Here is a 26279-nt window from a genome sequence, read left to right as displayed (position 1 = left end):
ATAGTCACTCAAACAAAGATCAAACCACATCTCGAGGCCCTGGCCTCGGCCGGAGACAACGAGGTCCTCATGTTCGCGGAAGAGCGCTATCGTCAGATCAGCAAACTCGTCTCCGCAGACGGCCGCGTCACGGTTGCCAGCCTCTCCTCACGCTTCGGCATCACCAAGGAGACGGTCCGCAGGGACCTCGCCCTCCTCGAGAACGACGGCGTCCTGCGCCGGGTCCATGGAGGGGCCATCGCCGGCAGCGGGGCGACCACCAATGAATCGAGCCTGTCGAGCCGGGCCGCGCAGCACTCCCCCGAGAAGAAGCGAATCGCCGAGGCCGCGCTCGCCATGGCTCCCGCGACGGGAGCCGTCGTGCTCGACGCCGGCAGCACCACCGGTGCCCTGGCAGAACTGCTCGTCGACGAGGCGCGGCCCGGACTGGCGGTCGTCACCCATTCCGTCCCGATCGCCGCACTCGTCTCCAACGCGGGCCTGAGCGTCGAACTCGTCGGCGGACGCGTACGAGCCCTGACCAGCGCAGCCGTGGGGAGCAGCACGGTCGCGCACTTCGCCCGCCTGCGGTCCGACGTCGCCTTCATCGGGGCGAACGGCATCACGGCCGGCTTCGGCCTCAGCACGCCCGACGTCGACGAAGCGGCGGTGAAGACCTCGATCGTGCGCTCGGCACGCCGCGTGGTGCTCCTGGCCGACTCGTCGAAGTTCAGCGAGGAATCCCTCATCAGCTTCGCCTACCTGGAGGATATCGATGCACTCATCACCGACCGCGCACCCCGGGGAACCCTGGCGGATGCACTCGCCGATTCCGATGTGGAGGTGATCGTCGCGTGATCCTGACCCTCACCGCGAATCCCAGCATCGACCGCACCGTGGAACTCGGCGCGCCCCTGACCCGCGGAGCCGTCCAACGCGCCACCCACGTGGTGCAGGAGGCAGGCGGCAAGGGTGTGAACGTCAGCCGCGCCCTGGCCATGTCCGGCGTCAGCACGCTGGCCGTCCTTCCGGGCGACGACGACGACGCGGTCCTGGCGGGCCTGCGCGGCGTCTCCGTCCCCTTCCGCAATCTGCCGATCGGCGCGGGTCTCCGCACCAACACGGCGATCACCGAACCCGATGGTACGACGACGAAGATCAACGAGCCCGGCCCCGAGCTCTCTGCCGCACAGATCGAGGAACTGCTCGCGGTGGTCGTGACCGAGAGCAGCGGAGCCGACTGGCTGGTCCTCGCCGGCTCCCTGCCGCCGGGCGTACCGCCGACCTTCTACACGCGGATCACCGCCGCCGTCCGGGAGGCGTACGGACCGTCGGCGCCCCGGGTCGCGATCGACTCGTCGGGCGAACCCCTGATCGAGGCCGCCGCCGGGGTACCGGCGCCGGACCTGCTCAAACCCAACGCCGAGGAGCTCAGCGAGCTGACGGGCATCGGCACGGGCGACCAGCTGGAGCTGGACCATGAATTGGCCGCGAAGGCCTGCGCGGTGCTCATCACCGCGGGGGTGGGAGCGGTACTGGCGACCCTTGGCTCCAAGGGTGCCCTGCTCGTGACGAACGCGGGGGCCTGGCACGCCGTGCACCCGCCGGTCACGGCGCGTTCCACGGTCGGCGCGGGAGATTCCGCCCTGGCCGGTTACCTGCTGGCGCACAGCGCAGGCGAACTCCCGGAGAACTGCCTGCGCCAGGCCGTTGCCCACGGATCGGCGGCCGCATCCCTACCGGGCTCCACCGTTCCATCGCTCGACCAGACAACGCCGGCCGCAGTCGCGGTCACTCCACTCATGGTCACGCTGCCCGTGATCGAACCAAGCGCCGTCGGATCCAACGCTGGACCGACAGCACAGGAGGAATTCTGATGTCCGAACTCATCACGCCGGAGCTTGTGACTCTGGACAAGGACCTGGGGACACAACGCTCCTCGGTGATCCGGTATCTCGCGGAGCAGGTCGCCGCACAGGGGCGGTCCACGGAAGTGGACGGTCTGTACGCCGACGCCCTCGCTCGGGAGGAGAAGACCTCCACCGGGGTCCCGGGCGGCATCGCCATCCCGCACTGCCGTTCCACGGCGGTCTCGGAGGCGACGCTCGCCATGGCGCGCCTGGCGCCGGCGGTGGACTTCGGGGCCAAGGACGGCCCCGCGGACCTCGTCTTCTTCATCGCCGCGCCGGACGGCGCGGACCAGGAGCACCTCAAACTCCTGTCCAAGCTGGCACGCTCGCTCATCAAGAAGGACTTCACCGCCTCCCTCCGTGCCGCAGAGACGCCCGCCGACGTCGTCGCGCTGGTCAACGGAGCCCTCGGCATCGGGGACGCGGCGACCGTCGGTGCCGGCGCCCATGCGGCAGGCGCCGCCGGTCCCGGCGGACCGTCGGCCGGGGACAGTGCCCGCACGAACGAGGCGGCAGCCACCCTGGGCACCACGCCTGCCGGGGTGGACGCCACCGGTCCCGCCGTCGACGCCGGCCGCTCGACCGACACCAAGGTCCGCCGGCTGGTCGCGGTGACCGCCTGCCCCACGGGGATCGCGCACACCTACATGGCCGCCGACTCCCTCGTCGCCGCAGCCAAGGAGCGTGGCATCGACCTCCAGGTCGAGACGCAGGGCTCCTCGGGCGCCACCCCCCTGGATCCGTCGGTCATCGCGGCGGCCGACGCCGTCATCTTCGCCGTCGACGTCGATGTCCGGGACAAGCAGCGGTTCGCCGGCCTCCCGGTCATCAGTGCACCCGTCAAGCGGGGCATCGACGAACCGGGCGAGATGGTCGAGGAAGCCCTGGCGGCCGCCGGGAATCCGAACGCCCGCAGGGTCGCCGGCACCGCCGGCGGTGACGACCGGACCGACGACGAGGGCGGCCGGGACAGCATCGGCAGCACCCTCAAGCGCGCACTGCTCACCGGCGTCAGCTACATGATCCCCTTCGTCGCCGGCGGCGGCCTGCTGATCGCCCTGGGCTTCCTGCTCGGCGGTTACCTCATCACCGAGACGGCCGACGCCGTGGTCCTCGAGAACAGCCTCGCGAACCTCCCGGCCGGCGGGCTCGCCGAATACCTCGGTGCGGTGGCGTTCAAGATCGGACAGCTGTCCCTCGGGTTCCTGGTGCCCGCCCTCGCCGGTTACATCGCCTACGCCCTCGCCGACCGTCCCGGCATCGCGCCCGGGTTCGTCGCCGGTGCCGTCGCCGGTTTCATGGATGCGGGTTTCCTCGGCGGTATCGTCGGCGGCCTGCTCGCCGGCTACGTCGCCCTGATAATCGGGCGCCTCTCCGTGCCCCGCTGGCTGCGGAGCCTCATGCCCGTGGTCATCATCCCGCTCCTGGCGTCGATCGTGGCCTCGGGCCTGATGTTCCTCGTGCTCGGCGGACCCATCGCTGCGATCACGGTAGGCCTGAACAACTGGCTCTCCGGCCTCACCGGGACCGCGGCGGTCGGCCTCGGCGTCATCCTCGGGCTCATGATGGCCGTGGACCTCGGCGGTCCCGTCAACAAGGTGGCCTACTCCTTCGCGGTCGCCGGCCTGAGCGCCGGCTCCATCGACAACCAGGCACCGTGGCAGATCATGGCCGCGGTGATGGCGGCCGGCATGGTGCCACCCCTGGCCATGGCGCTCGCCACGATCATCGACCGCCGTCGCTTCACCCTCGCGGAACGCGAGAACGGCAAGGCTGCCTGGCTGCTGGGCGCCGCGTTCATCTCGGAGGGCGCCATCCCGTTCGCTGCGGCGGACCCGCTGCGTGTCATCCCCGCGTCCCTGCTCGGATCGGCCGTCACCGGGGCGATCGTGATGGGCACCGGAGTCACCTCGCAGGCCCCGCACGGCGGCATCTTCGTCTTCTTCGCCATCGGGAACGTCGTGATGTTCATCCTCGCCGTCCTCGTCGGCACGGTCGTCTCGGCCCTCGCCGTGATCGCCCTCAAGCGCTACGCCTCGAGCAAGAAGAACGCCGCCGTCGCCGAGCCGGTTGCGGCCTGACCCCGGGTCCGGTTGGCTGTACGGGGAACCCATCCACGAAAAAGGAGCACATCATGGCAGAACGCAAGGCAACCGTGGCGAGTCGCGTGGGATTGCACGCCCGCCCGGCCTCCATCTTCGCGGAGGCCGCGGGCGAACTCCCGCTCGAGGTCACCATCGCCATGGACGGTGAGCCGGCCGAGGAGGCGATGGACGCCTCCAGCATCCTCTCGCTCATGAGCCTCGGCGCATCGCACGGCGACGTGATCGTGCTGCGTGCCGAGGGCGACGGCGCCGATGACGCACTCGAGAGCCTGGCCCGGATCATCGAGACGGACCACGACGCCGAGTAGGACGAAGCAGGACGCACGACCACGAAGGGCACCATCCGCCGTCGATACATGGCGGATGGTGCCCTTCCGGCGTCCCCAGCTTGCCCGACCGGTAGGTGGGTCCACCCGTTCTAATGGACGCACCTACCTGCCGGATAACGATCCGCTGACCCCCCACGGACAGCGGCAGTTACATAATCATTATTTTTGCACACGATCATGAAAACGTGAATGGGGCAAGGACACAATCGGATGACTTTCCTGCACGGTGAGCACGGAAAGTCGGGTGCCCTCGCCTCAGGCGAGCTTGTTCGCCCGCTGGTTGCGCCGTCGATTGAGGGTATGGCTCAGCCACACGAGGAACAGTCCCACGACGTTCGACATGATCGCCGAGAACGGCAGGACGACGTCCCAGGCCCCCAGATCGAGCGGGGTCAGCCTCAGCAGCACGAAGACCACCACCAGCGAGAAGCCGCAGGCCAGGAACGCACAGGCGACCCGGTGGGCGGTCCGCGCTCGGCGGTCCGCCACCGATGCGACCGCCGGGATGACCAGGCACCCCGCCACGTAGCCGGGATAGAGCCGTCCCACCGCCGCGTACTGCTGGACCGTGTCCTGGTCCCCGAAGGCGTGCAGCCCCGTGGAGGTGCCCGGAAGTTCACTGGCGACGAAGAAGTACAGGGTGGCGGCGACGGTCAGGCCGAGGATCGCCAGCCCGAACGGGCCCACGACCAGGCGCCGGGCGAGGGACGATCCGAACGCCGCCGCCGTGCGGACGCCGAGGAGCACGAAGACCGCGTAGAGGGTCAGCCGCAGCAGGAGGTTCGCGATGTTCACCCCGCCCAGGACGCCGTCCACGGCTTCGTAGATGGGAACGATCGAGAGTCCGACGGCGACCGTGAGCAGCACGAGCGCCGTGAACACGGTCCGGCCCTGGCCGTTCCGCACTCCCGGGACGCGGACGGCGGCCCCCAGGGCGCAGATGCAGAGGGCGATCCACTGGATGGTCGCGGTCATCCCAGGTTCTCCCACATCGCGCGGTCCTTGCCGTCGTCGAGCTCTGCCCGCCGGATCTGCTTGCCCAGCACGTCGAGGCGGTCGCGTGCCAGGAAGACCAGGTCGAGGTCGGGCATCGCGCACAGCGCGCGGGCACGGCCGTCCTCGGGCCAGCCGCCCTCCTCGGGTGTGAGCAGCCCGGTCACCACCAGACCGCTCGCCAGCGACACGTTCGCTATCCGCGCCGCCTGGACGGCGATCTCGGGGGCGAGCCGGCCCGCGGTGAGCTGGGCGGAGAGATTCTGGCGGGCGACGCCGGTGCTCGCCGCCAGCTGCTGGCGGAGGTCACCCGGATCCACCGCCTCGACCCAGGCGCGGACTGAGTTGCGGTGCGGCAACGGTGCGAGGCTCAGTTCGAGGTCCGTCGCCGTGCAGCCCCTGTCCTCGCTGCGCGCGATGAGCAGTCGGAGGATGTCGATGTGGCTGACCTGGCTGACGAGTTCGGCGTCGGTGGGCTGCCGGATGCCGCCGGGCAGGTCCTCGTAGCCCTCGAAAACGGCCAGCGCCTGTACGGGCGGCACCCCGTACCCGCGGGCGATCGCGACGACGGTCGTCACCGACACCTTCCCCCGGACGAGCTGCTGGGCGAGCGTGGAGCGCTTGATGCCGGCGACCCGGCACACGTCCGACACGTTGTCGTGCGGAGCGATCTGGGAACGCCACAGCTGGAACGCCTTGGCTGTGACGGCCATCATCACCTTTCGATTGGACATTTCGGTCTGGAGTCGAAGTATACTGAGATCGCTGGCTCCGATTTCTGCGATTCCCCCATACGCAGAACTCGGAGCCAGCTCCACTTTAACGACCCGGACACCGCCGGGTCAGCGGACCAGGGGTGGCTACCAGCGCACCTTCTTCTCCTTCTTCCCCTGCTTGCTGCTCTCATGGGCCGCCTTCACATGGCCCGCGCCGGAGGACGCCGTCGGATTCGCGGCGTGGTTCTTCCTCGCCAGCGCGAGGCGGGCACGCGGGTCGTCCTGCAGCTTCCCGGAGGAGCCCTTGGCACCGGCGGTCCCGCCGGTGCCGGCCGCCGGTGCTTCGTCCGTTCGGGATCGATCGTTCTGGGGCGTGCTGGTCATGGTGTTCCTTTCTGGGTTCCTGCGCCCGTGGAACAGTCGGAACGGGACGGCACGGCGCACGCAGCGGCGTACGCGGGATGTGCTGATGGTTCGGACAGGTCCAGTGGGCGCCCTTGGAGTGGTGTCATCGACAAGTGGCGCTGAACTCGGCAGGAGCCGGTTCGGTTACTGGAAAATAAGTGTCCTCATGCCATCGACGGTACACCCGGCCGCGGCGCCCGGACAAGGGTCGCACGCGTCCGGCCGCCACCGTGTGCTAGCTCCGCCGTGCGCCGCTCACGACGACGTCGGCGTAGACCAGCCGGTGGTCGCTCGTGGGGAAGGGGAAGATCCCCGTCAGCTCCGAGCCGGGCATGCCCGCCCGCGGCCAGAACACCCCCGACGCCGAGACCCGCAGGTTCCGCGACGGCAGGACGTAGTCGGCCCGGATGTTGCCGGCATTGCGGTCCTCGAAGTCCGCCGTGTCGTACCGGGGGTCGCCGCGGTGGTCGGCGTTGGCGCCGCCCTGGAGCGCCGCCGCCTCGAGGGCGCCCTCCGAGGACGGGAGCGGGTCCTGCACCAGCTTGTTCCCGAGGAGCTGGTCGATCGAACCGGTCCGCGAGTCACCGTCGAGCGGGTCGCTGTTCTGGTCGCCCAGGACGACGAAGCGTTCTCCGCGCTTGAGCCCGCCGGGAGCCCCGTCGTCGTCGTAGATGTAGGCGGCTCCGGGGCCGGCCGTCACGTAGTCGGACCAGAACCGGATCTCGTCGCTGTTGCGCCGGCCGTTGCGGTCCTCCTCCCCGTCGAAGACAGGGGGCGTCGGATGGCTGGCCAGCACATGCACCGTCCTGCCGCCGACGCTCACCGGGACGTCCCAGTGCGACTTGCTGGACAAGGGGAGGACGGCGAGTTCATCCGCGGAGTACCAGTCGCCGGGGGCATCGGTGGCCGGGTTGTCGGGGAGCAGGGCTCCGGGCATGTCCTTCCAGAGGAAGTCCTGGAACGTCCGCACCGCCCCGGTCTGGATGGGGTACTTCGAGTAGATCACCATGCCGTACTGGCCCTCGAACGCCCCGAAGCCGAGGGCGTCATCCGGTCCGCCGACCGTACCGTCATCATTCAGGTCGTAGCCGCTGGGTATGCCCGTGTTGGATGGCGCCGTGTACACGTAGGGGTAGTCCACGGCAGCCTTGCCGTTCTGGCCCACGCGGAGGTAGTTCCGGTCGAAGAGGTCGGCGGCCCTGTTGCCCGGCACGTAGTCGAACTCGTTGATGAGGACCACGTCCGGCCGGTTGGTCTGCACCACCTCGGCGATGGCGCGCGCCTGGGCATCCCCGGGCGTGCTCAGGTCCCGGACGAGCCCGCCGGGCGTCGAACGATTGAGGCTTGCGTTGTAGGTGGCGAAGCGGACGCTCTGCCCTGCACCCTGGCCGGCGTCCGGGACCACGCTCCGGGTGTCGTCCGCAGGACCCGCGAGGGCGGCAGGGGCGACGGTGACGAGCAGGGAAACGGCCAGCAGGCTTGCTGAGAACCGCGACAGGACTCGCACGTCTCCCCTTCCTCGGTGGTGGGCCGTGCCGTCGGACGGACGGCAGCCCCGGTGGTTTCTTCTGGAACTCAAGCCTAGTGGCGCCGTGCCCTCCGCGACCGGCCCGGATGTAACGATTCAAAACCGACCTGCGGCCTCCCGGTGGCGTGCCGGGCGTCGTGCACCCTGCGCACCCAGTTCCCGTTCGGCGGCGTCGAAGGTGTGCTCCAGCCGCGCCACGGCTTCCGCGTAGCGCTGCAGGTCCCTGCCGTTCCCCCGGCCCCCCGGCTCCGGTCTCCCTTCGTCGCGGGCCGTTCGCAGGGCGCGGACGACAGGCCGCGCGGCGGGGTGTCCGGGATCGTGCATCGCGGGGTACCGGATCGCCTTCGCGGGGTCGACGTCGTAGTCGGCCCACTGCCGGACGACCGCGTCGTGGCGCCGGCGCAACTCGCCCCAGGCGGCCGAGTGCGCCGACTCCCGTGCGGTCCGGGTCCGCTGCGCGTGCCGGCGCCAGACCCAGGCGGCAGCCGCAGTGCACGCGCCGACACCGGTCAGCACGGCCAGCACGGCTCCAGCGCCGCTCATCGTCCCCGCCGCGACACCGCTGCCCGCGATCACGACGATGCCACCGAAGGCTGTCCAGAAGGAGTCGTCCGCTCCCGTGTCGCGGCGGAAGGCCGCATCGATCCGCCAGCCGGTCAGGGCGGCGGCGACCGCCATGACGGCGCAGGCGGCCAGGCTTCCGGTGATGGCAGCGACGTTGACGGGATTCCTCCTGCTCTCGTGCAGCGGGCCCGCGCCGGTCACCTGACCCGTCGTCGGGTTGCTCCTCCTACCAGTGCAGACGAGCGACGCCGATGAGTCAATGCCCTCTTCCGTCCGGGCCTTCCGTGCGCCGGTCCGCGCCCTGTGTCAGGCTGGGCCAGGTTTTTCGTCGTCGTGCCGTGTGCACCGGAAGGAGGCACCTGTGCCGCTGTGGCTGCAGGCCTTCACATGGGGTGCTGTCGCCGGTGGGGCCCTGCTCGTGGGGTCGGCCATCGCCTGGCGGTGGAACGTGCCGCCGCGGGTCGTGTCCTTCGTCATGGCCTTCGGCGCGGGAGTGCTGATCTCGGCCCTCGCCTTCGAACTCGTCGGCGAGGCGCAGGAGACGGGCGGGTTGGTACCCACGGCCCTCGGCTTCCTCGTGGGATCAGTGGTGTACGTCGGAGCGAATGCCCTCCTGGCCCGGCAGGGCGCCCAGCACCGCAAGCGTTCGGGCGGCCAGCAGCCCTCCGAGAGCGAGGACGCCGGCAGCGGCAACGCCATCGCGCTCGGGGCGCTGCTCGACGGCATCCCGGAATCGGTGGTCCTCGGGCTCGGACTCGTGGCGGGCGGCGCCGTGAACCCCGCCGTGCTGGTCGCGATCTTCATCTCGAACGTCCCCGAGGGGCTCTCGAGCACCGCCGGGATGAAGAACGCGGGGCGCGGTCCCCGCTATGTCTTCGGGCTGTGGGGCGGCATCGCGCTGGCCTCGGGCCTCTCGGCCCTCGCCGGGTACTCGCTGCTGGCGGGAGCCTCGGGCGTGACGGTCGCCTTCATCACGGCCATCGCCGCCGGGGCGATCCTCGCGATGGTGGCCGACACCATGATCCCCGAGGCGTTCGAGCGGCAGCACATGCTCACGGGACTGATCGCAGCGCTCGGCTTCCTCACGGCGTTCGTGGTCCACGAGCTCGCCGGATAGACGACGGAAGGACCCCGGGATGCGTTCCCGGGGTCCTTCCGTCGTGCACAGGTGGGCCCTGTGGGGCTCGAACCCACGACCCACGGATTAAAAGTCCGTTGCTCTAGCCAACTGAGCTAAGGGCCCGCCACACCTGCCCGCCCGACGGATCCGAGGATGCCGCCGTGCAGGCGCGATGACCCGCTAACTTTATCGCAATCGATCCTGCCCCGGGGACCGCGCGGCAGCCCTGCCTTCCGGCCCGAATTTCCGCAGGAGTATCCTCGTTCCATGGACGGCGAATACACCAACAACAGCCCGCGGCCCCACAAGCCGAAGCCATTCGCTCCCGCGGACTTCGAGGTTTTCGCGGGTGGGGTCGATCCCTCGCGCGTGTCCGAGGCGGCGCACATGGCGGCCCATGCGCTGGTGCACCACGGGCGTGACGCCGAAGATCCCGACGTGACGCGCCGCCTCGTCGAGCTCGCCGACCAGCAGGGCCTCGAGGCCATCGCGGAGATGTGGGCGGAGAGCCCCGCCCGGTCCCTGCCGGGAGCGCTCTGGCGCCTGTACGCGCTCCGCGCAGCCACGCAGCAGAACCCCGAGCGCATCGCCGCCTACTTCGCCTCGGGCAAGGAGGTGGCCCAGGTCTCCAAGGTCGTTGCCGGCGTCGCTGAGCCGCCCGGTGCCACGGAGATGACCACCATGGCGAACACCATCCTCTCCGGGGCGTTCGAGGGCGAGTTCGACGTCGCGCTCGAGCGGTTCGCCGCGTTCTGCCGCGTCGTCGCCCTCGGTCAGGCGAACCACGCGGACGACGCCGAGCTGGCCAACGGCCCACACGCGTCGAAGCTGACGCGCAACTCTCACCAGCTCATCAAGACCGCGGAGGATCTCGAGCACGCGGCGGCATCCTGGCGGCGCGGAGAGCTCGACTGAACCTCCTGCCGCCGGCGATGTTGACAGCGGCTCCGGGGAGGGCAAGACTTAACACGGCGTCGGACCGTGGAACCCCCGGGCTTCAACACTCAGCCGCTTCGAGCGGCCTTCCGCCGAGAGGCGCTCCCGGTTCGGCGCCACTACTTTGCCCTTCAGTACCCGGTACGGCTTCGGCCGGACCGCTGACTCCTTCATATCCTCCGAGGAAGACTCCGTGAAACTACGCCTCTTCCCCGAGGAGAACGCTGGCCTCGAACTCCTCTCCCGCATGGCCCGGCAGCTCGTGCTCGGCGTCGGGACGATGTCCGCCATCCTCGGCGCCCCCACCTCGGAGTACGACCGCCTGTCGGAGGAGCTGCACCAGCACGAATCGGCATCGACCGATCTGCACTTCGCCCTCCTGACGTCCATGCGGACGTCCTTCATCAATCCGCTCCCCCGCGAGGACCTCTACGCGCTGTCCCGGCTCCTCAACGAGGCCATCGAGAAACTCGACGGCGCCGGGGAACTCATCGCCCTGTACAAGCTGAGCAAGCTGAGCCAGCGGGCCGCCGACCAGCTCGAGGTCATCAACCGGCAGGCCGAACTCACCGCCGTCGCCATGCAGCGCCTGAATTCCATGGAGGACCTCGAGGAGTACTGGATCGAGATCCTCCGGCTGGCCCGGCGCGCCGAGCGCACGCACCGCAGCTGGTGCGCCGAACTCCTGAACGACCACAAGCCCCTCGTCTATGCGCGGCACCGCGACGTGGCGAACCAGCTCGTCGACGTCACCAAGGACATCCGGAGGGTCGCCACCCAGGTGGGCACCATCCTCGTCAAGGAATCGTAGGTGGAAGCCCTCCTCCTCGGTGTGGTGGTCGCCGCCGCAGGCGGCTTCGCCTTCCTCAACGGCTTCCACGACGTCTCGAACTCCGTGGCGACCGCCGTGCGGACCCGGGCGCTCACCCCGACCGTCGCCGTCCTGCTCGCCGCCTTCTTCAATCTGGTGGGCGCGCTGCTCAGCACCTCCCTCGCGCTCTTCTTCACGGATGCGGGCATCGGTCTCCCGCCGGGCCCGACGGGCCTCGGCATCCTCGTCGCCGCCCTGCTCGCGGCCGGCAGCTGGGGCGTGTTCACCTGGTACCGGGGCAAGCCGTCGTCGTCGACCCACGCGTTGCTCGGCGGCATCATCGGCGCGGGTGCGGCGTCGCAGCTGGTGAGGGGCCCGGCGATGAGCGGGGCCGGTGAGACACTGTTGCTGCAGATCGTCCTGCCCCTCGTCCTGTCGCCGGTCGTCGCCTACCTCCTGGCGTACGCCGCGGTGTTCCCGGCGACCTGGCTGCTGCGGCACGGGTCCCCCGCGAAGGTGAACCGCGGCAACCGCATGGCGCAGTCGGTGCTGGCAGGGGCCTTCGCGCTCGGGCACGGGCTGCAGGACGGCCAGCGGACCATGGCCGTCATCCTGCTGGCACTCGTTGGCTCGGGGTACGCGAGCGGATCCGACATGCCCCTGTGGGTCCAGCTCTTCGCCGCCGTGCTGCTGGCATGCGGCTCCCTGTTCGGCGGCTGGCGCATCACGCACACCCTCGGCAACCGGCTGGTCCACATCGACCCGCTGCGCGGCATGACGGCACAGGGCGTCAGCTCGGCGATGCTGTTCATCGGCGCCATCTCGCTGCACTTCCCGCTCTCGAGCACGCACACGATGACGTCCGCGATCGTCGGAGCCGGCGCCAACCAGCGCTTCGCGTCCGTCCAGCGGCCCCGCGTGGTGCGCATCCTCGCGGTCTGGCTCTGGACCGCACCGGTCACCGCGCTGCTGGGAGCCGTGTTCTTCCTGGCGCTCAGCCCGCTGCTGTAATCGGCGCGGCCCGCGCCGTGCGGGAGGCCGCGTTCCCTGCCGGGCCCCCCGCCGATGCGCCGGAGACAGGGGCACCGCGCCTGGACTCCCTGCACAGGGAGGGGGAACGACGACGGCGGCCCCGTGGGAGCCGCCGTCGTCGCCGTCGATCGCCCGCCCGGGCGGTTCCCGCTATCCGAAGCGACCGGAGACGTAGTCCTCCGTCGCCTTGATCGAGGGCTTGTTGAAGATCGTGGTGGTGTCGTCGTACTCGATGAGCTTGCCCGGCTTGCCGGTGCCGGCGATGTTGAAGAACGCCGTCTTGTCCGACACACGCGCTGCCTGCTGCATGTTGTGCGTCACGATCACCACGGTGTAGTCGGCCTTGAGCTCGTTGATCAGGTCCTCGATGGCCAGCGTGGAGATGGGATCCAGTGCCGAACAGGGCTCGTCCATCAGGATCACCTGGGGCGACACCGCGATGGCGCGGGCGATGCACAGGCGCTGCTGCTGGCCGCCGGACAGGCCGGATCCGGGCCGGCCGAGGCGGTCCTTGACCTCGTTCCACAGGTTGGCGCCGCTGAGCGACTTCTCCACGAGGTCGTCGGCATCCGATTTGCTCATGCGCTTGTTGTTGAGCTTCACGCCGGCCAGCACGTTGTCGCGGATGGACATGGTGGGGAACGGGTTGGGCCGCTGGAAGACCATGCCGATCTGCCCGCGCACGGTGACCGGGTCCACGGCCGCGTCGTACAGGTTGTCGCCGTCGAGCAGCACCTCGCCCTCGACCCGCGCGCCGGGGATGACCTCGTGCATGCGGTTCAGGGTACGGAGGAAGGTGGACTTGCCGCAGCCGGAGGGACCGATGAACGCCGTGACGGAACGGGCTTCGATGTTGATGTTGACGTCCTCCACCGCAAGGAACTTGCTGTAGTAGACGTTGAGGTCCTTGACGTCGATTCGCTTGGACATTGCTTCCTTCGGGTGAGGTACCGCTGGCGCTTAGCGGCTGGTCTTGGGGGCGAACATGCGGGCGACGAACCGGGCGACCAGGTTCAGGAGCATCACCATGAGGATCAGCAGGAGCGCTGCGGCCCAGGCGCGCTGTGTACTCGGATCGGGCGCCGTCGGGGAGGTCGGCGTGAGAATCTGGTAGTAGATGAAGGTGGGGAGCGTGCTCATCCAGCCGCTGAAGACGTTCCAGTTGATGGAGCTGGCGAATCCCGCCGTTACAAGGATAGGGGCGGTCTCCCCGATCACGCGGGCGATCGAGAGGGTTACGCCGGAGGCGATACCGGAGATCGCCGTCGGGATCACCACGTTGGTGATGGTGCGCCACTTGCGCACGCCGAGGGCGTAGGACGCCTCGCGGAGTTCGTTCGGGACGATCTTCAGCATCTCCTCGGTGGACCGGACCACCACGGGGATCATGAGGACGGACAGGGCGACGGCCGCGACGAACCCCGTACGGGTGCCCGGTCCGAACAGGAGCGCGAACAGCGCGGCGGCGAACAGGCCGGCCACGATCGACGGGATGCCGGTCATCACGTCCACGAAGAAGGTGATCGCCTTGGTGAGGTTCTTGCCGGCACCGTACTCGACCAGGTAGACGGCGGTGAGCAGGCCGATGGGCACGGAGATGAGCGTCGCCCAGAGCGTGATCTGCAGCGTGCCGAGGACGGCGTGGTAGGCGCCGCCCAGCACGGGCGTACCGTTCTCCACGGCCTGGTTGTCCACGGCCCCGGTGACGCCGTTCATGGACGTGAACAGGAAGTTGTAGCTGAGGCCCGGGACGCCGCGCTCGAGGACGGTCCAGAGGACCGAGACGAGGGGCAGCAGCGCGATCAGGAAGGCCCCGTACACGAGGAAGGTGACGAGCCGGTCCTTCGCCTTGCGCTCGCCCTCCGCGACGGCCGTGACGAGGGTGGCGGCGAGGACGAAGACGATCGCCGAGATGACCGCCCAGCCGACGACGCTGAACCCGATCAGGGAGGAGAGCGCCGCACCGAGGATGACGGCGGCCGCGAGGACCACCCACACGGCGTAGGAGGGGAGGTGCCCGCGCGTGAGCTGGGACTGGCGACGCTGCAGGGTCTGGTTCGCTGCCATTTAGTTAGCTCCGGAGAATTCTTTGTGCCGGGTGATGATGAAGCGGGCGATCATGTTGACGATCAGCGTGATGACGAAGAGCACGAGGCCCGCCGCGATCAGCTCGTTGAGGCGCAGGCCGAAGGCCTCCGGGAAGTTCAGGGCGATCTCGGCCGCGATCGTCTGGTTGCCCGTCTTCACGAGGCTCGCGACGAGCGCGCCCGGCGAGAGGACCAGGGCCACGGCCATGGTCTCGCCGAGGGCGCGGCCGAGGCCGAGCATGGTGGCGCTGATGATGCCGGGGCGTGCGAACGGCAGGACGGCCATGCGCACCATCTCCCAGCGCGTGGCGCCCATCGCGAGCGCCGCCTCCTCGTGGAGGTTCGGTGTCTGCAGGAAGATCTCCCTGCTGAGCGACGTGATGATGGGGATCACCATGACTGCGAGCACGATGCCGGCGGTGAGCATGGTCTTGCCGGTCTGGCTGGCCGGTCCGGCGAAGATCGGGATCCAGCCGAGGTTCTCGGCGAGCCACGTGTAGCCCTTGGCGAGCTGCGGCGCGAGGACGATGTAGCCCCAGGCGCCGTAGATCACCGAGGGGATGGCCGCGAGCAGGTCGATGACGTACCCGAAGGCCCGTGCGAGGCGTCGCGGCGCATAGTGCGAGATGAACAGGGCGACCGCGATACCGATGGGTGTCGCGATGACCAGCGCGATGACCGCGGCGATGACGGTGCCGATGACGATCGGCAGGATGTACGCGGCGAAGCCGTTGCCGCCGGTGATCTCGGTGGGGTCGGCAGTGAAGGTCGGTGCAGCCTGCACCAGCAGGAACACGGCGACGCTGAAGAGCACTGCCAGGATCAGGACGCCGGCCGTGAGGGAGATTCCCGAGAAGATCCGGTCGCCTGCGCGGCCTCGATCCGTCGTCGCTTTCAGCGTATTGGTTGACACGTCTCTGCCTTCCAGGGCGGTCGATTTCGTTTGCAGTGACGGCCCGGTGATGGGCCGACGGGGCGTCACTGCTGATGCCAGCCGTGAACGGCGGACGGTCCCGCCCGGTCTTTATTAGACCAGACGGGACCGGGATGCCTCGCTAGGAGGCGACCTTGATCGATTCGATCGAGGCCTTGGCCTTCTCGCTGAGCGACGCGGACAGCGGGGCGTTGCCGGCGGAGGCCTCTGCCTCCGCCTGGCCTTCCTCGCTGATGACGTAGGAGCCGAACGCCTTCACGAGGTCGACGGTCTCCTGGCTGTCGTAGGAGGTGCAGTACACGTGGTAGCTGACCAGGACGACGGGGTAGGCGCCGGACTCGGTGGTGTCGCGCTCGAGCTCGAGGGACATGTCGGTCTCGGGGCGGCCCTCGACCGGGGTGGCGACCTCGACGGCCTTGGCGGCCGCGTCGGAGCTGAGTTCCGTGTACTCCTCGCCGACCTTGACCTTGGCCTTGCCGAGGTCTCCCACGGCTGAGGCGTCGGCGTAGGTGATGGCGCCGTCGGTGGAGGTGACCGTCTGGACGACACCCGAGGTGCCCTTGGCGTTCTCGGACTGCAGTTCTGCGGGCCAGGCGCCGCTGACCTCGTAGGTCCAGTCCTCGGGCGCCGCGGCGGCGAGGTAGTCGACGAAGTTCTCGGTGGTGCCGGACTCGTCCGAGCGGTGCACGACGGTGATGGGGGTGTCGGGGAGCTCGACGCCCTCGTTCTGGGCCGCGATCGCGGGATCGTTCCAGGTGGTGATCTTCTTGCCGAAGATCTGCGCGATGGTGGGTGCGTCGAGGTTCAGCTCGGTGACGCCCTCGAGGTTGAAGGCGATGGCGATCGGCGAGATGTAGGCCGGGATGTTGATGGCGCCGTCAGGGCCGCAGACCTCCATGGCCTGGGTCATCTCTTCGTCCTTGAGGTAGGCGTCCGAGCCGGCGAACTGCGCGCCGCCGCTCAGGAAGGCCTTGCGGCCCGCACCCGATCCGTCCGGGGAGTACTGCACCATGGCGCCCTGGTTGGCGGACTCGAAACCGGCCTTCCAGGCCTCCATCGCAGAGTTCTGCGACGAGGCGCCGATGCCGGTGAGGGTGCCGGACACCGCGGTGCCGGCGGCGGAGGACGCGGGTCCCTCAGCAGCGGGCTCGCCGGTGGCGTTGTCGGAACCACAAGCGGTCAGCGCCAGCGCGGCTACGGAGATAACTGCCGCAGCGCGGCCAAAGCGAAGAGCCTTCACGAAATTTTGCCCCTTCCAGGGATGTATTCATCGGTGCACGAGAGGCACTCGGTAGAGATGTACGCGTTCTTGTACATCCTCGAAGCTAGGCAGTGCAGGTAACGAGACTGACCAAGCGACATGAACGGAAGGTGAACAGCGTCGGGCCATTGACCTGCGTGGCCGGTTCGTGCCGGTGAATGAGACGAACGTCTCGCTTCGATGCACCTCCTAGACTGGGGGCATGCCGCCGCGCCAGGGAGTCTCCGCCGCCCTCGGCTTCCTGCGTAAACGCTCCCGCACGGGACTCAAGCGCAGTTCCGGGTCGGTGGTGGCCGCCGTGCAGATGACGGTGTGCGCGGTCGGGGCCTACGCCTTCGCGGAAGAGGTCCTCGGGCACAACGGTCCGCTGTTCGCTGCGACCTCGTCGATGATCTCCTTGGGTTTCTCGCGCGATCCACGCATCCGCCGGGTGCTCGAGGTGGCGATCGGCTGCACGCTCGGCATCTCGGTGGGCGACCTCCTGCTGACCTTCTTCGGCACCGGGCTCTGGCAGGCCGCGGTCGTCCTGTTCATCTCGATCCTGCTGGCCCGCTTCCTGGACAGCGGCACCATCTTCACCACCCAGCTCGGGCTGCAGTCCCTGCTCGTCGTGCTGCTCCCGGCGCCGCAGGGGGGACCGTTCACCCGCAGTGTCGACGCGATCGTGGGCGGCCTCTTCGCGCTGGTGATCACCATGCTGCTGCCACGTGATCCCCGCCGCGAGCCGAAGACGAACGTCCGCGGCCTCCTGGGTGAGCTGTCCGGGGTGCTCCGCGAGAGCGCCTCCGCACTCCGCACGAGCGATTCGACCCTGGCGTGGCATGCGCTGGTCCGGGCCCGGAGCTGCCAGGCCCAGCTCGACAGCCTGACCGGCAGCATGAAGGCGGCGCAGGAGGTCGCCCGCATCTCCCCCGCCTACCGGCGGCACCGCGACGAGCTCGGGTCCCTGCGGAGCGCCGTGGAGTCGATCGACCTCGCCATCCGCAACAGCCGTGTCTTCTCCCGCCGGCTGACCTCCGCGATCAACCATGCCGCCCTGACCGACGAGGCCATCGAGGCCCTCGGCCAGTCACTGGAGGACACGGCGGACGCCGTCGACGTCCTGTCCCGCGCGCTGTCCGCCCGGGACTCCGCCGAGCGGCGCCTCAATCTGCGGCAGGCACGCAACGACCTGGCGGCCGTCGCCACCGACCTCCACCCCGCCACGCTCAACATCAGCCGGCTCGAGGGCGAGGGCCTCGTGCTCCTGCTCCGCCCGCTCGTCGTGGATCTGCTCGAGGCGACGGGCCTCTCGCACGAGGACGCCGCCGACTACCTGCCCCGGCTCTGACGGAACGGGCGGGTACGGGCGGAGAGACGGCGCCGGGCCGGCTCTGTCGGTGCCCGCCGGTAGCCTGAAGAAATGGCCACCAAGACCTCCCCTGCCACCCGAGCGAGCCGCAGCAACGCACCCAACTACCGCTGCGCGGAGTGCGGCTGGACGACGGCCAAGTGGGTGGGCCGGTGTGGTGAGTGCCAGGCCTGGGGAACCGTGGAGGAGACCGGCCAGGTGGCAGCCCGGACCACCGCGGCCACGGCCGTGACGACACCGGCGCGGCGCATCGCCGAGGTCGATGCCACCCTGTCCGGGTTCCAGCCGACGAAGATCGACGAGCTGGACCGCGTGCTCGGCGGTGGGCTGGTGCCGGGCGCCGTGATCCTGCTCGCCGGGGAGCCCGGCGTCGGGAAGTCCACCCTGCTGCTCGACGTCGCGGCGCGCGTGGCACGGCTCGGCAAGGACGTCCTCTATGTCACGGGCGAGGAGTCCGCAGCCCAGGTGAAGCTCCGCGCCGACCGCATCGACGCCGTCGCCGATTCCCTCTACCTCAGCGCGGAGACGGATCTCGGCCAGGCCCTCGGCCAGGTGGAGACGCTCGATCCCGCCCTGCTGATCGTCGACTCCGTCCAGACGCTCAGTAGCGCGGCGGTGGACGGGAGCGCCGGCGGCGTCACCCAGGTCCGGGAGGTCGCTGCATCACTCATCGGGGCCGCGAAGGCGCGCGGGATGACCACGCTCCTCGTCGGGCACGTCACCAAGGACGGCTCCATCGCCGGTCCGAGGCTGCTCGAACACCTCGTGGACGTCGTCTGCCAGTTCGAGGGCGAGCGCCACTCCCGGCTGCGTCTCCTGCGCGCGGTCAAGAACCGGTACGGCCCCACGGACGAGGTGGGCTGCTTCGACCTGACGGACGGCGGGATCGAGGGACTCGCAGACCCCAGCGGGCTCTTCGTCTCGCGGACCAAGGACCCGGTGTCCGGGACGTGCATCACCGTCACCCTCGAGGGCAGACGCCCCCTGCTGGCGGAGGTCCAGGCACTGCTGGCGGAATCGGCCAACTCGCAGCCGCGGCGGGCGACGAGCGGCCTGGACAGCTCGCGCGTCGCCATGCTCCTGGCCGTGCTGCAGAGTCGCGCATCGGTCAGCCTCTCCAAGGACGACAGCTACGTCGCGACGGTCGGCGGTGTCCGCCTGTCCGAGCCCGCGACGGATCTCGCCGTCGCCCTGGCCATCGCATCCGCGAAGACCGACCACCCCCTGCCTGCCCGGCTCATCGCGTTCGGCGAGGTGGGACTGGCCGGGGAGGTGCGCCCGGTGCCCGGGATCGGCCGGCGCATCCAGGAGGCGGAGCGGCTCGGATTCACGCACGCGATCGTCCCGGCGTCGCCCGGCGGGACGGGCCCTGTGCCGAAGGGCTTCTCCGTCCGGGAGGTGTCGACGCTCGCCGAGGCCCTGGCCCTCCTGTTCTAGGCAGTGAGGCCCGGGCCGTGGCATCCGGACGGAACGCCGGGTCCGCCGTCGACGCGATCCGGGAGGACGGCCGGATGGAGTGTTACCGATCTGCGACGACGGCCGGTACGGAGGATTTCCCGCGCGCCAGTAGTATTATCATCGGCTGCGCGGCTAGACCCGCGGCCGTTGACTGCCGTCCGAGGCTCGACGGCGGCCGCCCGACTGCGCCGGGCCTTCAACAGCGCGGGCGGTGAAAGGATAGGCCCATGGTTCGTAGTCCGGAGGACTCGCTCAAAGCCACCCTCGCCAGAGTAGCCCCGGGAACCCAGTTGCGGGACGGTCTTGAGCGAATCCTGAGGGGACGCACGGGTGCGTTGATCGTGCTCGGCTTCGACCGCACGGTGGATTCGATCTGCTCGGGCGGCTTCGACATCGGCATCGAGTTCTCACCGACCCGCCTGCGCGAACTGGCGAAGATGGACGGCGCCATCGTGTGCGACAAGGACGCGAGCCGGATCCTGCGGGCTGCGGTGCAGCTCGTACCGGACCACACCATCGAGACCCAGGAATCCGGCACTCGGCACCGGACCGCCGAGCGCGTGGCGAAGCAGACGGGCCTGCCCGTGATCAGCGTCAGCCAGTCCATGCAGATCATCGCCCTCTACATCGACGGGCTCCGTCACGTGCTGGAGGGTTCCGAACCGGTGCTCGCACGCGCCAACCAGGCCCTCGCCACGCTCGAGCGCTACCGTGCTCGCCTGGACCAGGTCACGAACTCGCTCTCGGCCCTCGAGATCGAGGCCATGGTGACCGTGCGGGACGTCGCCGTGACGCTGCAGCGCCAGGAGATGGTCCGCAGGATCTCGGAGGAGATCTCCCAGTACGTGCTGGAACTCGGGGTCGACGGCCGCCTGCTGTCCCTGCAGGTGGAGGAACTCACGACCGGCCTCGGACCCGGCAGCGAGATGGTGCTGCGCGACTACATGGACCTCGGCTCCAGCACGGCTCCGCTCGACGAGCGCGTGGCCACCCTGCAGGGCTTCAGCTCCACGGATCTCATCGACCTCGGCACGATCGCCAGCGTGCTCGGCTTCAATCCGTCGGTCGACTCCCTCGAGGCCGTCATCCAGCCGAAGGGCTTCCGGCTGTTGTCGGGCATCAAGGCCGTTCCGCCGGCCGTCGCCAACCGCCTGGTGGAGCACTTCGACGGACTGCAGAACCTCATGGCCGCGAACATCGAGGACCTCATGGCGGTGGACGGCATCGGTGAGCAGCGGGCGCGCACCGTCCGTGAGGGCCTCTCGCGGATCGCCGAGACGAGCCTCCTCGACCGCTTCATGTGACGGCGGGGGTGCGGTCGGGCGGTGCGCAGGACACGCGCCCGTCCGCAGCGCCGCGGAGGACCTACTGCAGCGTGAACTCGGCCGGAGCGCTGCTCCTCGCCCCGAGCCTCGTGGTCAGGGAGTAGCCTCCGGCCGCGGGCTGCTCGTCGACAGCGGTGCATCCCGGGACACTGCGGTTGCGCGACCACTCGAAGGTGGCGCGCTCCTCACCGCCCGGCGCGATGGTGCGCTGGAGGTCCTGGGAGGACTGCTGGCAGTCGATCGAGGAGAACACGCGCTCGTCCGCGCGGGTCAGGACGAACTCCATCTGCGACGTGCCGACGTTCACCGTGCAGGGCTCCGTCCCCTCGTTGCGGACAACCAGGGACAGCACCGGGTCCTCGTCCGGTCCGTAGGCCTGCTCGTCGGTCTCCGCCGCGACCGTCACGTCGGCTGCGCAGGCGGCCGCAGCAGCGCCTGCAGAGGGGCGGGCGGTCGTCGCACGCGGCGTGGGAGCGGGTGACGTGCGCGACGCCGTCGGGGTCGGGGCCGCACTCGACGGGGGGCTCGACGGGGTGGGGCCCGACGGCGGGGTCGCGGTCGATGTCGGGGACGGAACGGCCGACGCCGTGGCGGGCGCGGGCGTCCCGCCGGCCGCGTCGGCGCCGCGGCCCAGCACGCCGGCCAGGGCGATCGCCCCGACGGCGAGCGCCGCGACCACCAGGAATGCCAGGAGGACCACCGCCAGCCGCCGACGGCGGTACATGGCGGGGCTGGGTCCCCGCCTGCCGCCTGTTCGCCTGCCCGTGCCGTGACCGCCCGTAGATGCCATCCATCAAGGCTAGGGACGGCCGCTCGCATTCTTCCCGGCACCACGCCGGTGGCTAGAGTATTCACGACGAGAATCCAGGAGCACCCATGAACCCCGGCAACGGAACACCCCCCGGTCCCGGCAGCCCGCGGAACCCGGCGGGACGGGCCGCCCCCGCACCTGCGGACCTCCACCTGCGGATGACGGACTGGTTCCGGGAGAATGCCCGGGACCTGCCCTGGCGGGATCCCGGGTGCTCTCCCTGGGGCATCCTCGTCAGCGAGGTCATGCTGCAGCAGACACCGGTCGTCCGCGTACTCCCCGTGTGGCGGGAGTGGCTGGAGCGCTGGCCGACGCCGGCGCATCTCGCCGCCGAGCCATCGGGGGCGGCTGTACGCCACTGGGGCCGCCTCGGCTACCCGCGCCGGGCACTGCGCCTCCACGCCGCGGCCACGGCGATCGTCGCCGGGCACGCCGGCGAGGTACCCGCCACGTACGACGAGCTCCTCTCCCTGCCCGGCGTCGGCACCTACACCGCCGCCGCCGTGGCCGCCTTCGCCTTCGGTCGCCGCGAGACCGTCGTCGACACGAACATCCGCCGCGTGCACGCGCGCCTCGTCGGCGGGACCGCCCTCCCCGCTCCGGCGCTGACGGCGGCGGAGACGAGGCGGGCAGTGGCCCTCCTGCCCGACGACGAGGCTCTGTCCGTGCAGTGGAACGCCGCGGTGATGGAACTGGGGGCCGTGGTCTGCACCGCGCGTGCACCGCTCTGCGACGCCTGCCCGGTCATCGACGCCTGCGCCTGGATCGCCGCCGGGCGTCCCGCTCCCGAGTACGTGCCCAAGGGCCAGTCATGGGCGGGCACCGACCGGCAGGTCCGCGGCGCCATCGTCGCCGTGCTGCGGCACGCCGACAGCCCCGTGGCACGCCCGATCCTGCTGTGGGCTCCCGTCGACCTCGGCATCGGGGTGCCCGTCGACGTCCCCCACCTCGCCGGAAACGCGGGCCCACTCGCCGCCCTGCACGGCCTGCAGGCGCCGACCGAGCAGCTCGAGCGCGCCCTCGCCGGGCTGCTGGCGGACGGCCTCGCCGAGGAGACCGAGGCGGGCCTGCGGCTGCCCGGCTAGGGGACTGATCGCAGGAGGTCACCCGGCCAGGAGGCTCCGGGACTGCGCAGCCCGACCGGTCGGGCGGAGGCCGCCTGATCGGATCAGGCCGGTTCGCCGAACCCCGACTCGACCGCCTGGCCGACGAGATCCACGGCCGCCTGCGCGTCGGCGCCGCTGGCCTCGACGGTGACCGTCCGGCCCTGCCCGAGACCGAGGCTCATCAGGAGCATCACCGACTTGCCGTCGACGCCGTTGACGGTCACCTCGGCGTCGAGGTCGGCGAGTCCCGCGGCGAGGGTGGCGGCAGGGCGGGCATGCAGTCCCATCTGGTTCGGCAGGACCCAGGAGCCGCTCACCGTCGCTCCGACGGACGGCGACCCGTCCTCGCCGGCACCACGACCGGGTGACGCCGCGCCATGGCTCACGAAGGGCTCGAACTCCTCGGGCCGGACGGAGACGACGGCGCTCTCTGCTGCCCGGACGACGTCGTCGAGGGAGGATCCCCCCTGCGCCTGCACGGCAGCGGCGACGGCCCCTTCGACGAGGGCGGCCTGGGCGAGACGCACCGTGTCCCGGACCTCGGGGTCGAGGAACTCGAGCACCATCTCGGCCGTCATGACGGCCGAGCCGAGGTCGGTCAGGACCACCACGCCGTCACCCTCCGACGCGCGCCCGATCGCGGACTGCACGCGGTCGAAGCTCGTGCCGATGCGCGCCGGCCCGGTGCCGTCCTCCGCACCGCCCGCAGCCACGAGGACGACGTCGGGTGCCATCTGCGCTGCGAGCTCGACGACCCCCTCGGCGATCTTCTCGCTGTGCGAGACGATGACCAGTCCGACGCTCATGCGACCTCTCCTCCGGCGGCCTCCGAGGCGGCCTGCAGGATCAGCGCAGTGGACACCGCCCCGGGATCCTGGTGTCCCGCACTGCGTTCGCCGAGGTAGCTCGCCCTGCCCTTGCGGGCGATCAGCGGTTCGGTGGCCACGGCTCCCGCGTGGGCGGCGTTGGCGGCCGCCGCGAGCACCTCGGGTGGGGTGGCTCCCGCACTGGCCGCGGTCTCCGCCGATTCGGTGGCGGGTGTCCAGGCGTCGACCATCGTCTTGTCGCCCACCTCGGCCTTGCCGCGGGCGACGATGCCGTCACGGGCCGCCCTGATCATCGCGGACGCGGCTGCGGCGTCCACCTCGCCGGCGTCACCGAGGGAGGTCGCCGCACGGAGGAAGGCCGTGCCGTACAACGGTCCGGCGGCACCGCCCACCGTGGACATCAGGGTCATGGCGACCTGCTTGAGGACGGCCGCGGGCGTGCCCGGGGCGTCCCCGGCGTCGAGCTTCGCGACGACCGCGCTGAAGCCCCGATCCAGGTTCTCTCCGTGGTCCGCGTCGCCGATCACCCGGTCGAGGTCGATCAGCAGGGCGCGGTTCTCGGCGACCACGCGGGCCGTCTCCCGGATCCAGCGGACGGCCCAGGCGGTGTCGAGGGGCTGCACCATCCTCAGGCCCCCCAGCGCAGCGCGGCGGTGTGGACCGGGGAGTCCCACAGCTCGAGCATCTCGTCGTCGACGCGCAGGATGGTCAGGGACGCCCCCTGCATCTCGAGGGCGGTGATGTAGTTGCCCACGAGGGACCGCTCGATCGTGACACCGAGTCCGTCGAGCAGCTGCGCGACTTTCCGGAAGACGATGTAGAGCTCGCTCGCGGGCGTCCCACCCATCCCGTTGACCATCACGAGGGTCCTGTCCCCCGATGCCAGCCGGAGATCGGCGACGATGGGGTCGAGCAGCCGCTGCGTGATCCCGTCGGCGTCCTCCATGGCGATCCGATGCCGTCCGGGCTCCCCGTGGATACCGATGCCGATCTCGATCTCGTCCTCCGCCAGGTCGAAGCTGGGCACCCCGGCGTGCGGGACGGTGCATGCGGCGAGGGCGACGCCCATCGAGCGGACGCCGTCGACCACGCGCTGCGCCACGTCGGCGACGCCGTCCAGGTCGTCGCCGCGTTCGGCCGCGGCACCGGCGATCCGCTCGACGAAGACGGTCCCACCGACGCCGCGCCGGCCCGCCGTGTACAGGGAGTCCTCGACGGCGACGTCGTCGTCCACGAGCACCGACCGCACCGTGACGCCGTCCGCCTCCGCCATCTCCGCCGCCGTCTCGAAGTTGAGGACGTCGCCCGTGTAGTTCTTGACGATGTGCAGGACGCCGGCGCCGCCGTCGACCGCGGACGTCGCGGGGATGATCTGGTCCGGCGTCGGTGAGGTGAAGACCGCTCCCGGCACCGCGGCGTCGAGCATCCCGCGTCCCACGAAACCGGCGTGGAGTGGTTCGTGTCCGCTGCCACCCCCGGAGACGATGCCCACCTTGCCCTGCACGGGTGCGTCCCTGCGGGTGATGAAGAGGGGGTCCGGGTGGACGGTCACGAGGTCGGCATGTGCGATGCCGAATCCTTCGACCGACTCGTCGACCACGGCCCTGGGGTCATTGATGAGCTTCTTCACGACGGCTGCTCCTTGACTGCGAACGGACACTCTGACAGCCTGCAGCCCGCATTCCATGGACCACCCCGGCCAGTGGCCACGTTACCGTCCGTTCCTGCCGCTGCCTATAGGCGACAGGTACCGGCGCAGCCGTCCCTTCGGGGCTTCAACGCCTGAGGGAGGGGCCCGTGTCCGGGCGCCCTCCCTCAGGTGGTCCGGCCTGCGGGGTCACCGGCAGGCCTGTGCTGTATCAGTCGCGCTTGAACGCGTCCTTGACGTTCTCGCCGGCGTCCTTGAGGTTCGAGCTGGCCTGGTCCTTGTGGCCCTCGGCCTCCAGGTTCTCGTTGCCGGTGGCCTTGCCCAGGCCTTCCTTGATCTTGCCGCCCAGGCCTTCGCCCTTGTTCCCGATCTTGTCATCCAGTCCCATGATGCGGACCTCCTTCGACTCGGTGTTCAGCCACCGGTTCCGGTGGCGTGCCAGCATCTCCGGGGAGATACTAAGTCGTCTTACCTTATCCCCCTCCGGCGGCGAAAAGCGAGCCGCCCCGGTTCAGAGCTGCCTGATCATGCGCGTATTGCCGAGCGTGTTGGGCTTCACCCGCGCCAGGTCGAGGAACTCCGCGACACCCTCGTCGTGGGACCGCAGGAGTTCCGAGTAGATCTGCGGATCGACGGCCGACTGGTCGGCCATGACCTCGAAGCCGTGGCGCCGGAAGAACTCCACCTCGAAGGTCAGGCAGAACACCCGGCTCACCCCGAAGGCACGTGCCTCCTCGAGCAGTCCCTCGACGAGCGCATGCCCGACACCGCGGCCGCGGGCGGCAGGGGAGGTCGCCAGGGTACGGACCTCCGCGAGGTCCTCCCACATGATGTGCAGCGCCCCGCAGCCGAGCACCTCCCCGCCGTCGGACTCCGCGATGCGGAACTCGGGCAGGCCCTCGTAGTACGCCACCGTCTCCTTGGCCATCAGGATGCGCTCCTCGGCGAGCGGCTCGACCAGCGACTTGATGGCCGGGACGTCGGAGGTGCGGGCGGGGCGGATGGTGAAGGGGAGGGTCATTCGACCCACTCTACAAAGCGCC

27 protein-coding genes and 1 tRNA gene are annotated in these 26279 nt (G+C 70.1%); 12 read left to right on the top strand and 16 right to left on the bottom strand.

Annotated elements, in window-relative coordinates:
- Positions 1-69 precede the first annotated feature (69 nt).
- Genes ACX80L_RS08095 through ACX80L_RS08080 form a run of 4 tightly spaced genes read left to right on the top strand, consistent with a single transcriptional unit; the run spans position 70 to position 4302 of the window.
- Positions 70-837: a DeoR/GlpR family DNA-binding transcription regulator gene (locus tag ACX80L_RS08095; RefSeq protein WP_459288913.1), complete on the top strand. Its 768-nt coding sequence runs from the start codon at positions 70-72 to the stop codon at positions 835-837.
- Positions 834-1856, top strand: a complete 1023-nt coding sequence (locus tag ACX80L_RS08090; protein WP_459288911.1) for a 1-phosphofructokinase family hexose kinase — start codon at positions 834-836, stop codon at positions 1854-1856. Before ACX80L_RS08095 ends, ACX80L_RS08090 begins: the two co-directional genes overlap by 4 nt.
- On the top strand, positions 1856-3970 hold the full coding sequence (locus tag ACX80L_RS08085) for a PTS fructose transporter subunit IIABC (RefSeq protein ID WP_459288909.1): 2115 nt from the start codon (positions 1856-1858) through the stop codon (positions 3968-3970). The genes ACX80L_RS08090 and ACX80L_RS08085 overlap by 1 nt, the downstream gene beginning before the upstream one ends.
- A gap of 53 nt (positions 3971-4023) precedes the next feature.
- Positions 4024-4302, top strand: a complete 279-nt coding sequence (locus ACX80L_RS08080; protein ID WP_459288907.1) for an HPr family phosphocarrier protein — start codon at positions 4024-4026, stop codon at positions 4300-4302.
- A 276-nt stretch (positions 4303-4578) separates the two neighbouring features.
- Here the strand turns inward: ACX80L_RS08080 and ACX80L_RS08075 are convergent, their stop codons facing one another.
- The 5 genes from ACX80L_RS08075 to ACX80L_RS08055 all read right to left on the bottom strand — a co-directional run bounded on the left by ACX80L_RS08075 (position 4579) and on the right by ACX80L_RS08055 (position 8730).
- Entirely contained in the window at positions 4579-5298 is a 720-nt protein-coding gene (locus ACX80L_RS08075; protein ID WP_459288905.1) for a hypothetical protein, read from the bottom strand.
- Complete coding sequence (locus ACX80L_RS08070) at positions 5295-6029, bottom strand: hypothetical protein (protein WP_133080114.1); 735 nt, start codon at positions 6027-6029, stop codon at positions 5295-5297. Before ACX80L_RS08070 ends, ACX80L_RS08075 begins: the two co-directional genes overlap by 4 nt.
- 147 nt (positions 6030-6176) lie before the next feature.
- A complete protein-coding gene (locus ACX80L_RS08065) occupies positions 6177-6416 on the bottom strand; it encodes a hypothetical protein (protein ID WP_208740432.1) in 240 nt (79 codons plus the stop codon).
- A 256-nt stretch (positions 6417-6672) separates the two neighbouring features.
- Positions 6673-7935, bottom strand: coding sequence for an endonuclease/exonuclease/phosphatase family protein (locus tag ACX80L_RS08060; protein WP_459289333.1), 1263 nt, complete (start codon positions 7933-7935; stop codon positions 6673-6675).
- 126 nt (positions 7936-8061) lie between these two features.
- On the bottom strand, positions 8062-8730 hold the full coding sequence (locus ACX80L_RS08055; RefSeq protein ID WP_459288903.1) for a hypothetical protein: 669 nt from the start codon (positions 8728-8730) through the stop codon (positions 8062-8064).
- Positions 8731-8890: 160 nt separating this feature from the next.
- Here ACX80L_RS08055 and ACX80L_RS08050 point away from each other — a divergent pair, with 160 nt between their 5' ends.
- Positions 8891-9646 carry a ZIP family metal transporter gene (locus ACX80L_RS08050; protein ID WP_459288901.1) on the top strand — a complete coding sequence of 252 codons (756 nt, stop codon included), beginning with the start codon at positions 8891-8893 and terminating at the stop codon, positions 9644-9646.
- A 52-nt stretch (positions 9647-9698) separates the two neighbouring features.
- Here the strand turns inward: ACX80L_RS08050 and ACX80L_RS08045 are convergent.
- Positions 9699-9772: transfer RNA gene (locus ACX80L_RS08045), tRNA-Lys, on the bottom strand.
- Positions 9773-9916: 144 nt separating this feature from the next.
- Between ACX80L_RS08045 and ACX80L_RS08040 the strand changes: the two genes are divergently transcribed.
- The 3 genes from ACX80L_RS08040 to ACX80L_RS08030 all read left to right on the top strand — a co-directional run bounded on the left by ACX80L_RS08040 (position 9917) and on the right by ACX80L_RS08030 (position 12407).
- The gene (locus ACX80L_RS08040; protein WP_133080110.1) at positions 9917-10564 is read left to right on the top strand and encodes a hypothetical protein; all 648 of its coding nucleotides are present in this window, start codon (positions 9917-9919) and stop codon (positions 10562-10564) included.
- Between the two features lie 214 nt (positions 10565-10778).
- On the top strand, positions 10779-11396 hold the full coding sequence (locus ACX80L_RS08035) for a DUF47 domain-containing protein (protein ID WP_133080109.1): 618 nt from the start codon (positions 10779-10781) through the stop codon (positions 11394-11396).
- A complete protein-coding gene (locus ACX80L_RS08030) occupies positions 11397-12407 on the top strand; it encodes an inorganic phosphate transporter (RefSeq protein ID WP_459288899.1) in 1011 nt (336 codons plus the stop codon).
- 171 nt (positions 12408-12578) lie between these two features.
- Here the strand turns inward: ACX80L_RS08030 and pstB are convergent, their stop codons facing one another.
- The 4 genes from pstB to pstS form a co-directional block, all read right to left on the bottom strand.
- The gene (gene pstB / locus ACX80L_RS08025; RefSeq protein WP_133080107.1) at positions 12579-13358 is read right to left on the bottom strand and encodes a phosphate ABC transporter ATP-binding protein PstB; all 780 of its coding nucleotides are present in this window, start codon (positions 13356-13358) and stop codon (positions 12579-12581) included.
- Between the two features lie 30 nt (positions 13359-13388).
- A complete protein-coding gene (gene pstA, locus ACX80L_RS08020) occupies positions 13389-14495 on the bottom strand; it encodes a phosphate ABC transporter permease PstA (RefSeq protein WP_208740371.1) in 1107 nt (368 codons plus the stop codon).
- The gene (gene pstC / locus ACX80L_RS08015) at positions 14496-15428 is read right to left on the bottom strand and encodes a phosphate ABC transporter permease subunit PstC (RefSeq protein ID WP_133080105.1); all 933 of its coding nucleotides are present in this window, start codon (positions 15426-15428) and stop codon (positions 14496-14498) included.
- A 142-nt stretch (positions 15429-15570) separates the two neighbouring features.
- A complete protein-coding gene (pstS, locus tag ACX80L_RS08010) occupies positions 15571-16689 on the bottom strand; it encodes a phosphate ABC transporter substrate-binding protein PstS (RefSeq protein WP_133080104.1) in 1119 nt (372 codons plus the stop codon).
- A gap of 223 nt (positions 16690-16912) precedes the next feature.
- Here pstS and ACX80L_RS08005 point away from each other — a divergent pair, with 223 nt between their 5' ends.
- The 3 genes from ACX80L_RS08005 (at position 16913) to disA (ending at position 20823) form a co-directional block, all read left to right on the top strand.
- Positions 16913-18040: an FUSC family protein gene (locus ACX80L_RS08005; protein ID WP_133080103.1), complete on the top strand. Its 1128-nt coding sequence runs from the start codon at positions 16913-16915 to the stop codon at positions 18038-18040.
- 72 nt (positions 18041-18112) lie between these two features.
- Positions 18113-19498, top strand: coding sequence for a DNA repair protein RadA (gene radA, locus ACX80L_RS08000; RefSeq protein ID WP_133080102.1), 1386 nt, complete (start codon positions 18113-18115; stop codon positions 19496-19498).
- A 248-nt stretch (positions 19499-19746) separates the two neighbouring features.
- Positions 19747-20823, top strand: a complete 1077-nt coding sequence (gene disA, locus ACX80L_RS07995) for a DNA integrity scanning diadenylate cyclase DisA (protein WP_133080101.1) — start codon at positions 19747-19749, stop codon at positions 20821-20823.
- A 61-nt stretch (positions 20824-20884) separates the two neighbouring features.
- Here the strand turns inward: disA and ACX80L_RS07990 are convergent, their stop codons facing one another.
- Positions 20885-21634 (bottom strand): hypothetical protein, encoded by a 750-nt coding sequence (locus ACX80L_RS07990; RefSeq protein ID WP_459288896.1) that lies wholly within the window; start codon positions 21632-21634, stop codon positions 20885-20887.
- A 179-nt stretch (positions 21635-21813) separates the two neighbouring features.
- Between ACX80L_RS07990 and ACX80L_RS07985 the strand changes: the two genes are divergently transcribed.
- Positions 21814-22740, top strand: a complete 927-nt coding sequence (locus ACX80L_RS07985; RefSeq protein ID WP_459289331.1) for an HhH-GPD family protein — start codon at positions 21814-21816, stop codon at positions 22738-22740.
- Between the two features lie 83 nt (positions 22741-22823).
- On the opposite strand, the gene dhaM is transcribed toward ACX80L_RS07985, so the two are convergent.
- From dhaM to ACX80L_RS07960, 5 genes are all read right to left on the bottom strand, one after another.
- Entirely contained in the window at positions 22824-23567 is a 744-nt protein-coding gene (gene dhaM / locus ACX80L_RS07980) for a dihydroxyacetone kinase phosphoryl donor subunit DhaM (protein ID WP_208740361.1), read from the bottom strand.
- The gene (dhaL, locus tag ACX80L_RS07975) at positions 23564-24214 is read right to left on the bottom strand and encodes a dihydroxyacetone kinase subunit DhaL (protein WP_459288894.1); all 651 of its coding nucleotides are present in this window, start codon (positions 24212-24214) and stop codon (positions 23564-23566) included. The genes dhaM and dhaL overlap by 4 nt, the downstream gene beginning before the upstream one ends.
- Positions 24215-24216: 2 nt before the next feature.
- Positions 24217-25218, bottom strand: coding sequence for a dihydroxyacetone kinase subunit DhaK (gene dhaK / locus ACX80L_RS07970; protein ID WP_459268411.1), 1002 nt, complete (start codon positions 25216-25218; stop codon positions 24217-24219).
- Between the two features lie 229 nt (positions 25219-25447).
- Positions 25448-25624, bottom strand: a complete 177-nt coding sequence (locus ACX80L_RS07965) for a CsbD family protein (RefSeq protein ID WP_133080462.1) — start codon at positions 25622-25624, stop codon at positions 25448-25450.
- 123 nt (positions 25625-25747) lie between these two features.
- On the bottom strand, positions 25748-26257 hold the full coding sequence (locus ACX80L_RS07960; RefSeq protein WP_133080096.1) for an amino-acid N-acetyltransferase: 510 nt from the start codon (positions 26255-26257) through the stop codon (positions 25748-25750).
- Positions 26258-26279 lie beyond the last annotated feature (22 nt).

The organism is Arthrobacter sp. MDT1-48-3, assembly GCF_054511015.1.
The sequence above is the reverse complement of the archived record's forward strand: the minus strand, read 5'-3'. Positions and strand labels throughout refer to the sequence as shown.